The 12,989-nt window shown below is 70.6% G+C and carries 13 protein-coding genes and 1 tRNA gene; 5 read left to right on the top strand and 9 right to left on the bottom strand.

Annotation, left to right across the window (positions count from 1 at the left end; genetic code table 11):
- Positions 1-144: 144 nt before the first annotated feature.
- From ACIBI4_RS11035 to ACIBI4_RS11025, 3 genes are all read right to left on the bottom strand, one after another.
- Positions 145-858, bottom strand: a complete 714-nt coding sequence (locus tag ACIBI4_RS11035; protein WP_399203404.1) for a chaplin family protein — start codon at positions 856-858, stop codon at positions 145-147.
- A 142-nt stretch (positions 859-1,000) separates the two neighbouring features.
- The gene (chpH, locus tag ACIBI4_RS11030; RefSeq protein ID WP_399203403.1) at positions 1,001-1,234 is read right to left on the bottom strand and encodes a chaplin ChpH; all 234 of its coding nucleotides are present in this window, start codon (positions 1,232-1,234) and stop codon (positions 1,001-1,003) included.
- 157 nt (positions 1,235-1,391) lie between these two features.
- Positions 1,392-2,732 (bottom strand): M20/M25/M40 family metallo-hydrolase, encoded by a 1,341-nt coding sequence (locus tag ACIBI4_RS11025; RefSeq protein WP_399203402.1) that lies wholly within the window; start codon positions 2,730-2,732, stop codon positions 1,392-1,394.
- Between the two features lie 213 nt (positions 2,733-2,945).
- On the opposite strand from ACIBI4_RS11025, the gene ACIBI4_RS11020 reads away from it, so the two are divergent.
- Both ACIBI4_RS11020 and ACIBI4_RS11015 read left to right on the top strand, forming a co-directional pair.
- Positions 2,946-3,030 (top strand) — tRNA-Leu (locus ACIBI4_RS11020).
- Positions 3,031-3,146: 116 nt separating this feature from the next.
- Positions 3,147-3,746 carry a hypothetical protein gene (locus ACIBI4_RS11015; RefSeq protein WP_399203401.1) on the top strand — a complete coding sequence of 200 codons (600 nt, stop codon included), beginning with the start codon at positions 3,147-3,149 and terminating at the stop codon, positions 3,744-3,746.
- Between the two features lie 40 nt (positions 3,747-3,786).
- On the opposite strand, the gene ACIBI4_RS11010 is transcribed toward ACIBI4_RS11015, so the two are convergent.
- From ACIBI4_RS11010 to ACIBI4_RS11000, 3 genes are all read right to left on the bottom strand, one after another.
- The gene (locus ACIBI4_RS11010) at positions 3,787-4,575 is read right to left on the bottom strand and encodes a DeoR/GlpR family DNA-binding transcription regulator (protein WP_399203400.1); all 789 of its coding nucleotides are present in this window, start codon (positions 4,573-4,575) and stop codon (positions 3,787-3,789) included.
- 112 nt (positions 4,576-4,687) lie between these two features.
- Entirely contained in the window at positions 4,688-5,479 is a 792-nt protein-coding gene (locus ACIBI4_RS11005) for a VOC family protein (protein WP_399203399.1), read from the bottom strand.
- Positions 5,480-5,694: 215 nt separating this feature from the next.
- Positions 5,695-7,920 carry an MMPL family transporter gene (locus ACIBI4_RS11000; RefSeq protein ID WP_399203398.1) on the bottom strand — a complete coding sequence of 742 codons (2,226 nt, stop codon included), beginning with the start codon at positions 7,918-7,920 and terminating at the stop codon, positions 5,695-5,697.
- A 272-nt stretch (positions 7,921-8,192) separates the two neighbouring features.
- Here ACIBI4_RS11000 and ACIBI4_RS10995 point away from each other — a divergent pair, with 272 nt between their 5' ends.
- Positions 8,193-8,657: a YchJ family protein gene (locus ACIBI4_RS10995; protein WP_399203397.1), complete on the top strand. Its 465-nt coding sequence runs from the start codon at positions 8,193-8,195 to the stop codon at positions 8,655-8,657.
- Positions 8,658-8,753: 96 nt separating this feature from the next.
- A complete protein-coding gene (locus tag ACIBI4_RS10990; protein WP_399203396.1) occupies positions 8,754-9,230 on the top strand; it encodes a hypothetical protein in 477 nt (158 codons plus the stop codon).
- 57 nt (positions 9,231-9,287) lie between these two features.
- Here the strand turns inward: ACIBI4_RS10990 and ACIBI4_RS10985 are convergent, their stop codons facing one another.
- Together ACIBI4_RS10985 and ACIBI4_RS10980 are read right to left on the bottom strand one after the other, a co-directional pair.
- Positions 9,288-9,938, bottom strand: a complete 651-nt coding sequence (locus ACIBI4_RS10985) for a cytochrome b/b6 domain-containing protein (RefSeq protein ID WP_399203395.1) — start codon at positions 9,936-9,938, stop codon at positions 9,288-9,290.
- On the bottom strand, positions 9,880-10,533 hold the full coding sequence (locus ACIBI4_RS10980; RefSeq protein WP_399203773.1) for a molybdopterin-dependent oxidoreductase: 654 nt from the start codon (positions 10,531-10,533) through the stop codon (positions 9,880-9,882). The genes ACIBI4_RS10985 and ACIBI4_RS10980 overlap by 59 nt, the downstream gene beginning before the upstream one ends.
- A gap of 189 nt (positions 10,534-10,722) precedes the next feature.
- Between ACIBI4_RS10980 and ACIBI4_RS10975 the strand changes: the two genes are divergently transcribed.
- Positions 10,723-11,199: an ASCH domain-containing protein gene (locus tag ACIBI4_RS10975; protein WP_399203394.1), complete on the top strand. Its 477-nt coding sequence runs from the start codon at positions 10,723-10,725 to the stop codon at positions 11,197-11,199.
- A gap of 21 nt (positions 11,200-11,220) precedes the next feature.
- Here ACIBI4_RS10975 and ACIBI4_RS10970 read toward each other — a convergent pair whose 3' ends face one another.
- The gene (locus ACIBI4_RS10970; protein WP_399203393.1) at positions 11,221-12,876 is read right to left on the bottom strand and encodes an FAD-binding dehydrogenase; all 1,656 of its coding nucleotides are present in this window, start codon (positions 12,874-12,876) and stop codon (positions 11,221-11,223) included.
- Between the last annotated feature and the right edge of the window lie 113 nt (positions 12,877-12,989).

Genomic DNA, 12,989 nt, shown 5'->3' with positions numbered 1-12,989 from the left:
TTGGTGTTTCTCTTGTTTTTTTTTTGTTTTTTCTTGTCCTCCTGATACTCTTTTTCATACTCTCCCCCCCCCCCCCCCCCCCGGGCGGCCGCGGCGCCCCCCCCCCCCCCCCCCCCCCCCACTCCGTTGTGTACGGGTACTGCGTCAGGCCGCCTGGCGCGCCCTGCGGTAGAGCACGGCGCCCGCGAGGAGCAGACCGGCGCTCAGCGGGACCGCGACGCCGATCGGCGTCTCCGCACCGGTCCGCGCCAGCTGCTGGGAGCCCTTCGGCGGGGTGACGGTGTGCGTCTCCGGCTTGTTCGGCTCCGACGGCTTGTCGGGGCGGTCCGGGGTGTCCGGCTTCTCGGGAGCGGCGGGCGGCTGCTCCTTGACCGGCGGGGCGGCCACGTTGGTGCAGTCGTTGCCCTCGGTGCCGTTGCCGAGACCGGCGACGGTGACGCTGTTCCCGCAGGCGTTCACGGGGACGTCGACGGGCAGCTGGATGACGTTGCCCGAGATGACGCCGGGCGAGCCCTCGGCCGAGCCCTCGGCCGTGGCACCTCCGCCGGACGGCTTGTTCCGACCGCCGTTGCTGCCGCTGTTGCCGTTGTTGTTGCTGCCCTCGTCGCCGCCCTCGGAGACGTTGGCGCAGCTGTTGCCCGCCGCCGGGTTGAGGAGTCCGACGACGTTGACCGTGTTCCCGCAGAGGTTCACGGGGATGTTGACGGGCACCTGGACGGTGTTGCCCGCCAGCACGCCCGGGGAGTCGGCGGTCCTGCCGTCGGCTCCTGAATCGGCGAACGCGGTGCCACTCGTGACGGCGAGCACTCCGCTCGCGGCCGCCACGGTGATCAGGCCTTTGCGCGTGACCTGTCGCATAGGTTCTTCCCTGCCTTTGACCTACTGGGGTGCGCATCCGCTCCCTTGTGCGGGTGCGCCTATATGCCAGGCGGCCCCGGAGCGCATGGCACGCACTCCGGGGCCGACGGACTCAGACCCACATGGGGTGAGGCACTACGTCTCAGACGTTGGTGCAGGTGTTGCCGAAGGCGGGGTTCAGCAGCCCGATCACGGAGATGGTGTTGCCACACACATTCACCGGAACGTGGATCGGGGCCTGAACGACGTTGCCCGAGAGCACACCGGGAGACTTCACGGCAGCGCCCTGAGCACCGGAATCGGCAGCCGCGATACCCGCACCCGCGAGAACGATGCTGCCCGTGGCAGCCGCAGCGGCGACGACCTTCTTGATCATTATTCCTCCTTGTTGGCAATGCAGTCCCAGCCGCGGACTGCACCACCTGTAACGAGGAGGGAGTAATCGGGCTACGAGCCTATGGACGCTTTCACTCTTTTCAGTCGAGTGCGCACGCGCGGGCGAATTCCGCCCTCAGCTGCCCTCGGCACCGTCATCAACTGGCATCGATGAACCGGTCGAGGACACGGACGCCGAACTTCAGGCCCTCGGTGGGCACCCGCTCGTCCACGCCGTGGAACATGCCCGCGAAGTCCAGCTCGGGCGGCAGCTGCAGCGGCGCGAAGCCGAAGCAGCGGATGCCGAGGTCGTCGAAGGACTTGGCGTCCGTGCCGCCCGAGAGCATGTACGGCACGGCCCGCGCGATCGGGTCCTCGGCCTTGAGGGCGATCTGCATGGCGTCCACGAGCCGGCCGTCGAAGTCGGTTTCCAGGGCCTTGTCCCCGTGCACGTCCTCGCGCTTCACCCGCGGGCCGAGGATCCGGTCGAGGTCGGCGAGGAACTCCTCCTCGTATCCCGGCAGGAAGCGTCCGTCGACGTGGGCGGTGGCCTGCCCGGGGATCACGTTCACCTTGTAGCCGGCGCCGAGCATCGTCGGGGCGGCGGAGTTGCGGAGCGTGGCGCCGACCATCTTGGCGATGCCGCCGAGCTTGGCGAGGGTCGCGTCCATGTCCTCGGGGTCGAGCTCGGTGCCGAGCGCGTCGGACAGCTCGTCGAGGAAGGAGCGCACGGTCTTGGTGACCCTGACCGGCCACTCGTGCCGGCCGAGCCGTCCGACGGCCTCGCACAGCTCCGTGATCGCGTTGTCCTTGTTGGTCATCGAACCGTGCCCGGCGGTGCCGTCCACGGTGAGCCGCATCCAGTGCATGCCCTTCTGGGCGGTCTCGACGAGGTAGAGCCGCAGCTTCTCGTTGACGGTGAACGAGAAGCCGCCCACCTCGCCGATCGCCTCGGTCACGCCCTCGAAGAGGTCCGGGTGCTTGTCGACGAGGTGCCGGGCACCGTACGTGCCGCCGGCCTCCTCGTCCGCGAGGAAGGCCAGGACGATGTCGCGCGGGGGCTTGCGGCCGCTGCGCATCCGGTCGCGGACGACCGCCAGGGTCATCGCGTCCATGTCCTTCATGTCGACGGCCCCGCGGCCCCACACGCACCCGTCGGCGATCTCGCCGGAGAAGGGGTGGTGGGTCCAGTCCTGCGCGTTGGCCGGTACGACGTCGGTGTGGCCGTGGATCAGGAGGGCGGGCTTGGACGGGTCCTCGCCCTCGATCCGGGCGACCGTGGAGGCACGGCCGGGGTGCGATTCGAAGATCTGCGGTTCGAGGCCCACCTCGGCGAGCTTCTCCGCGACGTACTCGGCCGCCTTGCGCTCACCGGGCCCGGAGTGGTCGCCGTAGTTGCTGGTGTCGATGCGGATCAGCTCGCGGCAGAGGTCGACGACCTCGTCCTCGCCGGCGACGACACCCGCACTGCCCTGCCCGTTCCTGCCCGACTCGCTCACGCCGCGTTCCTCTCGCCGATGCTGCCGCTGGTCCCCGCCATCCTCCCGCGTACCCGGCCCGTACCCAAGGGCGGGCCCGTCCCGACATGCGGCGTTCACAGCTGGTGGGGCGCGGTGTTCACCGCTGGTGGGGCCCGGTCCGGGGGTGTGATCGGGGACCCCTGAATGTTTGCTATGGTTTTCCACGTCGCCGCGGGAAACCGCGGGTCACCGGTCCGGGTGGCGGAATGGCAGACGCGCTAGCTTGAGGTGCTAGTGCCCTTTATCGGGCGTGGGGGTTCAAGTCCCCCCTCGGACACAGTGGTTGCCGTACATGAGCGCCCGTCTTCAGGGTTACTGAGGACGGGCGTTTGGCGTTCCCCGGCAGCCTGGGCGATCATGTGCGCCTCATCGGTTACGGGACGGGGCGGGGCAATGGGGAGCACGGGCGGGTTCGTACTGCGCAAGGCGGAGCAGGCGGGGGCGCCCCGGCCCGGCGGGCGCAAGCCCGGGTACAGCGGGGACGTGCCGGGGCTCGGGGCCGTGGAGACCTGGTGGGAGGACGGCGAGCGGGACGGGCCGTACACGAAGTTCGTACGGCACGCGGTGGCGGGAGCCGGGATACCGCACGCGACCTTCGAAGGTGTGGAGTTCGGCGGGCTGCCGCTGCCCTCGCGGGTGCGGCTGCAGGTCGCGGCGCAGCCAGGGAGCGTGGGGCGGCGCCGGAGCGGGGTGACGCCCGAGGGGCGCGCGCTCCGGATCCAGGCCGCGGGGCGCAGCTACCGGTACCGGCAGGGCGTCCGGATGATCGAGCACCGGCTCGTACGGGACGGCGGGGCCGAGATCCAGGTGCGCCGGGACCGCTGGCGCAGCTCGCAGCAGGTGGAGTTCACCACGAGCGGCCCGGTGGACGCCGTGGACATCGCGGTGGCGCTCCTGATGAACGGTGTCTACACCCGTCATCTGTCGCAGACGGGGCGCTGGCTGACGCTGCCGCTGCGGTTCATGAACCGCTGGTTCGGCTACTTCGGCTGACCCGCGCCCCCGAAGACCCGGCCCGTGCGGGCGGCCCGGTTCAGGCCTGGATGACCTTCATGCCGCGCTCCTCGAAGATCCTGGCCTTCTCGGGGGCGCGGTCGTCCGTGACCACGGTGTCGATGGCCTGGGGCGGGCAGATGCGGGCGAAGGCCTGGATGCCGAGTTTGGTGGAGTCGGCGACCACGACGAGGCGGTCGGCCTGTGCGGCGAGGAGGGCGTTGATGCTCGCCTCGTCCTCGCTGCGGGCGCTCGCGCCGCGTTCGGGGTCGAGGGCGTCGACGCCGATGAAGGCGATGTCGAGGCGGATCTCCTTGAGGATCAACCCCGCGAGCGGGCCCACGAGTTCGTACGACTGCGGCATGGCGACGCCGCCCGTGGTGACGACCTTGAGGTGGGTGCGTACGGCCAGTTCGTGGCCGATATTGAGCGCGTTGGTGACGAGGGTCAGCGCGGGGCCCTCGGACGGTTCGCGTTCCAGGAGGTCGGGGCGGGCGGCCAGGGCGCGGGCGACCTCCGTGGTGGTGGTGCCGCCGTTGATGCCGACGACCATGCCGCGTGCGGCGAGCGCCGCGGCGGCGCGGCCGATGCGCTCCTTCTCGGCGGAGTCGCGGGCGTAGCGGTAGCGCAGCGGCAGGTCGTAGGTGACGTCGTTGGGCATCGCGCCGCCGCGGGTGCGGATAAGGAGGCCCTGTTCGGCGAGCTGGTCGAGGTCGCGGCGGATCGTGGCCGCGGAGACGTCCAGGTCCTTGGCGGCCGTCTCCACGTCGAGCTGGCGCTGCTCGGCGAGCAGACGCAGCAGTTCGCCGTGGCGCTCGTAGCGGTTCACCCGTGGTCCCCCTGGTCGTCCGGTCCGCGGCGCCGCGATCGGCGGCGCGCAATGGCTAGGGCCTGATGGTACGAGCCGTACGCCGCCGCGGACCGGACAGGCCGGATCCGGCTCAGTCCATCTCCGGCATCTCGCCTTCCGTCGTCGACACGTCGATCACGGAGAAGGCCGCGCCCTGCGGGTCCGTCACCGTGGCGAAGCGGCCGAACGGGCTGCCCATCGGGCCGAACTGCACCGCGCCGCCCAGGCGTTTGACGGTCTCGACCGCCGCGTCGCAGTCCTCGACCACGAAGTAGACGTTGATGTGCGGGGGGACCTCCGCGGGGAAGTCCTCCGTCATCTTCATCCGGCCGAGGACGGGTTCGGCGCCCAGGTCCCAGACCGAGAAGTCGATGGTGTCGTCGCGCATCCGCTGTGTGTTGTAGCCGAACACCGCGGGGAAGAAGGTGTCGGCCGCGACGGCGTCGCGGGTGGTGACCTCGGCCCAGCAGAACGCGCCGGGCTCGTTGACCTTCTCGAAGCCCGGGTGTTCGCCGGCCTGCCAGACGCAGAAGCCGACGCCGCCCGGGTCGAGCCCGACGAGCATCGAGCCGAACGGGCCGACCTCCATCGGGTCCATGGCGATCGTGCCACCGCTCGCCTTGACCTTGTCGGCGGTGGCCTCCAGATCGGGCGAGGCGAGGTAGAGGCTCCACATCGGCGGCTGGCCCTCCATGCCCGGCATGACCGGGACGACGGCGGCCACGGCCTTGCCGTCGACGAGTGCCTGGGTGTAGCCGCCGTACTCCTCGGACCCCTCGGCGAAGCTCCAGCCGAGGAGCTCGCCGTAGAAGGACTTGGCGGCATCGAGATCGGGGAACATCGCGTCGGCCCAGCACGGCGCGCCCAGCGGATAAGCGGGCATGGTCAAGCCTCCTGCTCGGGGATCTGCTCGGTGGGGGTGCGGCCCCGCCTCGCGGCCGGGGACCGCACTTGCCACGTTATGCGCCGGTACGGGGGATGGCGCGGCGAACCCGCAGGGGCGGGCGAACGCGCGGTGGCCCGGTCCTGAACGGTCAGGACCGGGCCACTTCACGTCATCACCGGATCAGACTCCGGCAGGATCCGACGCTCGCGGGATCACACGCCCGCGGGCTCGGGCTCGCGCTGCTCCTGGGCGGGCGCCTGGGTGTCGCCGAGCTGCTTGTGCAGCTTCTCGCCCTCGACGTCGACGTTGGGCAGGACGCGGTCCAGCCACTTGGGCAGCCACCAGGCCTTCTTGCCGAGCAGGGCGAGGACCGCGGGCACGATCGCCATACGGACCACGAACGCGTCGAACAGGACGGCGACGGCCAGGCCGAAGCCCATCATCTTGACCATGTCGTCGTTCTCCAGGATGAAGCCGGAGAAGACGCTGATCATGATCACCGCGGCCGCGGCGACCACCCGGCCGCCCAGCGTGAAGCCCTTGGTGATGGCCTCGGCGGGCGACGAGCCGTGCACGTACGCCTCCCGCATCCGGGTCACGAGGAACACCTCGTAGTCCATGGCGAGACCGAAGACCACACCGATCATGAAGATCGGCATCATCGACATGATCGGGCCCGGCTGCTCGACGCCGAAGATGTCGGCGAGCCAGCCCCACTGGAAGACCGCGACCACGGCGCCGAGCGCGGCCATGACCGACAGCAGGAAGCCGAGGGCCGCCTTCAGCGGGACAAGGACCGAGCGGAACACCAGCATCAGGAGGATGAACGCCAGGCCGACGATGATGCCGAGATACGGCAGCAGCGCGTCGTTGAGCGTCTGCGAGAAGTCGATCGTCATCGCGGTCATGCCGGTGACGAGGACGGTGGCGCCGGTCTCGGCCTTGAGGTCACCGGCCAGGTCGCGCAGGTCGTGGACCAGCGTCTCGGTGGCCGGGTCGCTCGGACCGGTCTTGGGCACGACGGTCATCGTGGCGGTGTCGCCGGCCTTGTTGAACACGGCCGGGGTGACGGCCGCGGCATCGCCCTGGTCGGTGATCCTCTTTCCGACCTCGTCCGCGGCGGCCTGCGGGTTGTCGATGCCCTTGGCGTCCACGACGACGTTCAGCGGACCGTTGAATCCGGCACCGAAGGAGTCCGACAGGATGTCGTACGCCTTGCGCTGCGTGGAGTCGGGCGCGGCGGTGCCTTCGTCAGGCAGACCGAGTTCGAGGCTGGAGGCCGGCAGGGCGATGACGCCCAGGCCGAGCACCGCGGTGATCAGCACGGCGACCGGGCGCTTCAGTACGAAGTGGGCCCAGCGGGTGCCGAGCTTGGGCTTGCCGGCGTTGTTCGGCTCGGTGCCGGCCTTCAGGGCCTTGCGGTCCTTGCGGCTCAATGCGCGCTTGCCGGCGAAGGCGAGCAGCGCCGGGGTGAGCGTGAGCGCGATGAGGACGGCGATGGCAACGGTGCCGGCGGCGGCCAGACCCATCTTGGTGAGGATCGGGATGTTGACGATCGAGAGGCCGGCGAGGGCGACGATCACGGTGAGACCGGCGAACACCACGGCGGAACCGGCGGTGCCGACGGAACGTCCGGCGGCTTCCTCGTAGGACCGCCCCTCGGCGACCTCGGCCCGGTAGCGGGCGATGATGAACAGCGCGTAGTCGATGGCGACGGCGAGGCCGATCATCGTCGCGAGCATGCCGGTGGTGGCGGACAGGCCGAGCGCGGCACCGAGCGCGCCGATCGCGGAGACGCCGATGCCGACGCCGACGATGGCGGAGAGCAGCGGCATTCCGGCCGCGACCAGCGAACCGAAGGTCAGGACCAGGACGACGAGCGCGACACCCATGCCGATCAGCTCGGCGGTACCGCCCATCTCGGGCTCGGCCATCACGGCGTCGCCGCCGGTCTCGATGGTGTAGCCGTCGCTGCGGGCGTCGTCGGTGGCCTTGGTGAGCGCGTCACGGGCCTTGTCGGTCAGCTCCTGGGCGTTGACCTTGTACGACACGGAGGCGTACGCGGTCGAACCGTCCTTGCTGACGGCCTGCGCCTCGAAGGGGTTCGCAACCTGCTTGACCTGCGGGTTGTCCGCGAGGTCGGCGATGAGCTTGTCGACGTGCGCCTTGCCTGCGGGGTCGGTGAGCTTCTCGCCCTCGGGTGCCTTGATCACCACTCGGGCCGTGGCACCGTCGGAGGCCTGGCCCGGGAAACGCTCGCCGAGAAGGTCGAAGGCCTTCTGGGACTCGGTGCCGGGCATGGAGAAGGAGTCTTCGGGCGCGGCCGGCGCGACCGATGAGGCGCCGCCGATGCCCACGAGTATGGCCACCCAGAGAAGGGCGACCAGACCGCGGCGTCGGAACGCGCCTCGGCCGAGTCGATAAAGGAACGTAGCCACCTGAGACCAAGCTTCCGTCGGATACGGGCAGGACGAAGACCGGGCAGACGGGAGAAAGCGGGAACTTCTGTCCGGTGTACCCATCCATCGTCAACGGCGGAATCCGTGATTCGCTCAGACCCTGGGGCTGGACCGGTGTACTGCGTTGGGTGTAGAGAACGATCCCGTTCCCTCCACCTGGTGTAGATCCCCAGGCGATAGATGTACGCCGCACATGCCTGCGGAAGCATGCCCGTGACCGGGGACACAGGCCTCGAGGGACAATGGCGGGCATGTCACGACGCCCTAAGCGCCGCGCTCAGGCGGCTCCTGCCCAGCGCACTCCCGCCGCCGCGGCCACCTCCGGATCACCCTGCCCCTGCGGGCGTGGCAACCCTTACGGGGCGTGCTGCGAGCGCCTGCACACGGGCGCGGTGCGGGCCGCGACGCCCGAGGACCTGATGCGGTCACGGTACGCGGCTTTTGTCGTACGGGACGAGGCGTACCTCCTCAGGACCTGGCACCCGGACACCCGGCCGCCGGCCGTCGAGTTCGACCCGGGGACGCGGTGGGCGGGGCTGTCGGTCGAGGGCACGAGCGAGGGCACGGCCTTCCACTCCGCGGGGACCGTGACCTTCCGCGCGCGCTACTCCGACGACGGTGTGCCGGGCGAACTGCATGAGCGCAGCAGGTTCGTGCGGATCGACGGGGCGTGGGTGTACGTGGACGGGGACTTCCTCGGCGCCGGGGAGGGCTGAGCCCTGCCCCGGGCGGCCCGCGCCGCGCGGTGATCGCTAAGGTGTGCGGCTGCGTGCCGGTCCGCTCCGGGTCGGCCGGGCAAGGGGGGATGTCCGATGGGGCGGCGTGCGTCGCGTCTCGTCCTGTGCACAGCCGTGGCCGTCGCCGCGTACGCCGGTCCGACCCAGGGAGACCGCAACCCACAACAGGTGGAGCAGCGGACGGCCGCGCAGTGCGCCGAGCAGATCGAGGTCCTGAACGAGGCCCGGTTCGAGGCCTCGGCGGACGCGGTCGCTGCCCGGCGCGCAGGCAGGATGGTCGATACGACGTTCGCCGTGGACGCCTCGTGCTCCGACGCGATCGACGCGGACACCGAACGGTGCCGGCGCGAGGCTGACGAGGTGATGGCCGGGCTGCCGCCCGACAAGCGCCCCAGGAATCCCGGAACCTACCCGCCGCCGGGCGACGAACCGGCGGACGACTTCGATGCCTACGAACTGCTCTCGACCGTGGACGGCTTCCCGGCCGAGTGCGACTGGGCGGTCCTCGACGCGCTCACCGGCCGGTGGGTGACCGGCATGGCACGTCCGTGACGCACCGCCCGTGACGCACCGCCCGTGACGCACCGCCCGTGACGCACCGCCCGTGACTCACGGCCTCCACAAAGGGTGCTCGCGCTGCGCCCACACGCGGTCCACCGAGCCGGTGCGCAGGCCGCGCCGCGACTCGGGATCCGCGACCGCCTTCGCGATGTGCCCGGCCAGCACGATGCCGATGGCGAGCGCCAGCCAGTCGTGGACGAAGGTCGCGCCCGTGCGCCAGGTCAGGGGTGCCAGGCCGGTGAACCACATCAGCAGGCCCGTGCCGAGCATCACCAGCGTCGCCCCCGCGATCCACGCCGCGTAGGACTTCTGCCCGGCGTTGAACTTCCCGGCCGGACGCGGGCCCTTGTCCCGGCGCAGCGCCAGCCGCCACCACTCCCTGTCGTGGGCGGCGAAGCGGTTGAGGCGGCGCAGGTCGGCGCGGAAGGCGCGCGAGGCCAGCCCCGCGAGGAAGGGAGCGGGCAGCAGGAGCCCCGACCACTCGTGGACGGTCACCACCAGGTAGCGGCGGCCGACCAGTTGGGCAAGGGACGGCAGATAGAGGCAGGCCGCGGAGAACACGCAGACGGCCATCAGGGCCGCTGTCGTGCGGTGGATCCAGCGCTCGGCGCCGTTGAACCGGCGTACGCGGGCGGATGGTTCAGACCGTGGGGCTGTCGTCGCGGCCGTTGGACCGGCCGACCCAGGCGTCGACGGCATAACCTCGCTCCTCCCAGTAGCCGGGGATGACCTTGTCGGTGACGGTGATCCGGGAGAGCCACTTCGCGGACTTGTAGAAGTACATCGGCGCGACGTAGAGCCGCACCGGTCCGCCGTGGGCGTGCGAGAGGTCCTTGTCCTGCATCCGGTGGGCGACCAGGACGTCCGGGCGGCGGGCCTGGCGCAGCGTGAGGCTCTCGCTGTACGCACCGTCGAAGCACTCGAAGCGGACGGCCCGGCCCTCGGGGCGCACCCCGGCGGCGTCCAGGAGCGCGGAGAGCACGACGCCTTGGAAGGGCGTGTCCGGTACGCGCCAGCCGGTGACGCACTGGACGTCCCGCACGATCCGCTTCTGCGGGAGTTCACGCAGTTCGTCGAGGGTGTACGTCGCCTTGTGGTCGACGAGACCGTCGACGGTGAGCCGGTAGGTGTCCTCGTTCTTGCGCGGTACGGAGGAGACCACCGAGTAGTAGCGGAAGCCGCCGCCCGCGGGCAGTACGTCCGTGAGCCCGGTGGGGTCCTTGGCGGCCACCGCCTCGACGCCGCGCTGCAGCACGGGCGCGGCCGCGACCCCGGCGACGCCGAGGCCGAGCATGCCGAGGACGACACGGCGCCCGACGGGGCTGCCGCGGCCGTCGGCCGGATCGTCATGAGGTGCTGGGGAGTTCACGCTTCGATTCGAGCACTCGGGATGCGCGGAGTGAAGGGGCCGCGGCCCGGCGTCAGCGTTTCGTCATCTTCTGCGGCCGGGTCCCCCGTTTCCGCTCCGCCTTACGCTGCCTTCATGCCTGACGCCGAGAACGTGCCGTACTCCCTGGACCTGAAGACCTTCGAGTTCGCCTTCCCCGGGCCGCTGCGCGACCAGCTGGTCGCCGCGGTGCTGGACGGTGCGAAGACCTCGACGACCGGACTCGTCGTGGACTACGAGCACTGGGGCGACCCGCTGCCCCGGGTCGGGGAGCTGGGCGCGGTGCTCGACTCGGACGAACGCGTCGTCGCCGTCATCGAGATGACCGAGGTACGGGTGCTGCCGCTGGCCGACGTCGATCTGCGGCACGCGCTCGACGAGGGTGAGGGGTATACGACCGTCGCCGCCTGGCGGGAGGTGCACGAGAGGTTTTGGCACAGCGACGAGATGCGCGAGGCGCTGGAGGATCCCGCGTTCACGGTCGATGACGCGACACCGGTGGTGGCGCAGCGTTTCCGCGTCGTGGAACGGGTCGACCCGCCCGGGCCGAAGCCGACGGGCGGGTCGCTGTGACGCGCGTGCTTTGACCGGCGGCTAGCTCACGGCCTTCGCGGCCGCGCGTCCCGCCGCGCGGCCCGAGAAGATGCAGCCGCCCAGGAACGTCCCCTCCAGGGACCGGTAGCCGTGGACGCCGCCGCCGCCGAAGCCGGCCGCCTCGCCCGCCGCGTACACGCCGGGCAGCGGTGCGCCGTCCTCGGTGAGGACCTGCGAGGACAGGTCGGTCTCCAGACCGCCGAGCGACTTGCGGGTCAGGATGTTGAGCCGGACGGCGACCAGCGGGCCCGCCTTCGGGTCGAGGATGCGGTGCGGGGCGACCGTGCGGATCAGCTTGTCGCCCAGGAAGTTGCGGGAGCCGCGGATCGCGGTGATCTGCAGGTCCTTGGTGAACGGATTGACGATCTCGCGGTCGCGCGCGGTGATCTCGCGGCGCAGTTCCGCCTCGTCGATGAGGTCGTCCTTCGTGAGGGCGTTCATGCCGCGTACGAGGGCGGAGAGATCGTCCTCGATGATGAAGTCGACGCCGTGGTCCATGAAGGCCTTGACCGGTCCCGGCACGTCCGCGCGCGCCCGGTCGATGACGCCGCGCACCGACTTGCCGGTGAGGTCCGGGTTCTGCTCGGAGCCGGAGAGCGTGAACTCCTTGCCGATGATGCGCTGGTTGAGCACGAACCAGGTGTAGTCGTGGCCGCTGTGCATGATGTGCTCGAGCGTGCCGAGGGTGTCGAAGCCCGGGAAGAGCGGTACGGGCAGCCGCTTGCCGCGGGCGTCGAGCCAGAGCGAGGACGGGCCCGGCAGGATCCGGATACCGTGCTTGCGCCAGATCGGGTTCCAGTTCTCGATGCCCTCGGTGTAGTGCCACATGCGGTCGCCGTTGATGAGGCGGCCGCCCGCCTGTTCCGTGATGCCGAGCATCAGGCCGTCCACGTGGGCGGGGACTCCGGAGAGCAGCTTCTCGGGGGCCTTGCCGAGGCGGGCGGGCCAGGCCTTGCGGACGAGGTCGTGATTGCCGCCGATGCCGCCCGAAGTGACGATCACCGCCTGGGCCTTGAGCTCGAACGCGCCGGTGACGTCGCGGCTCGACTCCTGGCCGCGCTCGATCGTGGACGGCGCGAGGACCTCGCCTGTGACGGTGTCGACCGCCCCGGCGCTGCGGGACAGGCCGGTGACCCGGTGACGGAACCGGAACTCGACAAGCCCCCGCGCCACACCCTCGCGCACCCGCCGCTCGAAGGGCTCGACAAGCCCAGGACCCGTACCCCAGGTGATGTGGAAGCGCGGCACCGAGTTGCCGTGACCGGTGGCGTCGTAGCCGCCGCGCTCGGCCCAGCCGACCACCGGGAAGAAGCGGACGCCCTGGGCGTGCAGCCAGGAGCGCTTCTCACCGGCCGCGAAGTCCACGTACGCCTCGGCCCACTTGCGCGGCCAGTGGTCCTCCTCGCGGTCGAAGCCCGCGGTGCCCATCCAGTCCTGCAGTGCGAGATCGCGGTTGTCCTTGATCCTCAGACGGCGCTGCTCGGGCGAGTCCACGAAGAAGAGACCGCCGAACGACCAGTGCGCCTGACCGCCGATCGACTGCTCCGGCTCCTGGTCGAGCAGGATCACCTTGCGGCCGGCGTCGACGAGCTCGGCGGTGGCCACCAGACCGGCCAGGCCCGCTCCGATCACGATCACATCTGCGTCGTACGCCATCGTCGCCGTCCGTTTCTGTCAGGTCCGGTGCTGCCAGGGCCGCAAAACTACTGGTCGGTCAGATCCTCGGTTCGCGGCGGGCGTCCGTCAACCGTGTGCGACGTCCCACAGAC

Source organism: Streptomyces sp. NPDC050418 (assembly GCF_044458745.1).
Taxonomy (GTDB): Bacteria; Actinomycetota; Actinomycetes; order Streptomycetales; family Streptomycetaceae; genus Streptomyces.
The sequence above is the reverse complement of the archived record's forward strand: the minus strand, read 5'-3'. Positions and strand labels throughout refer to the sequence as shown.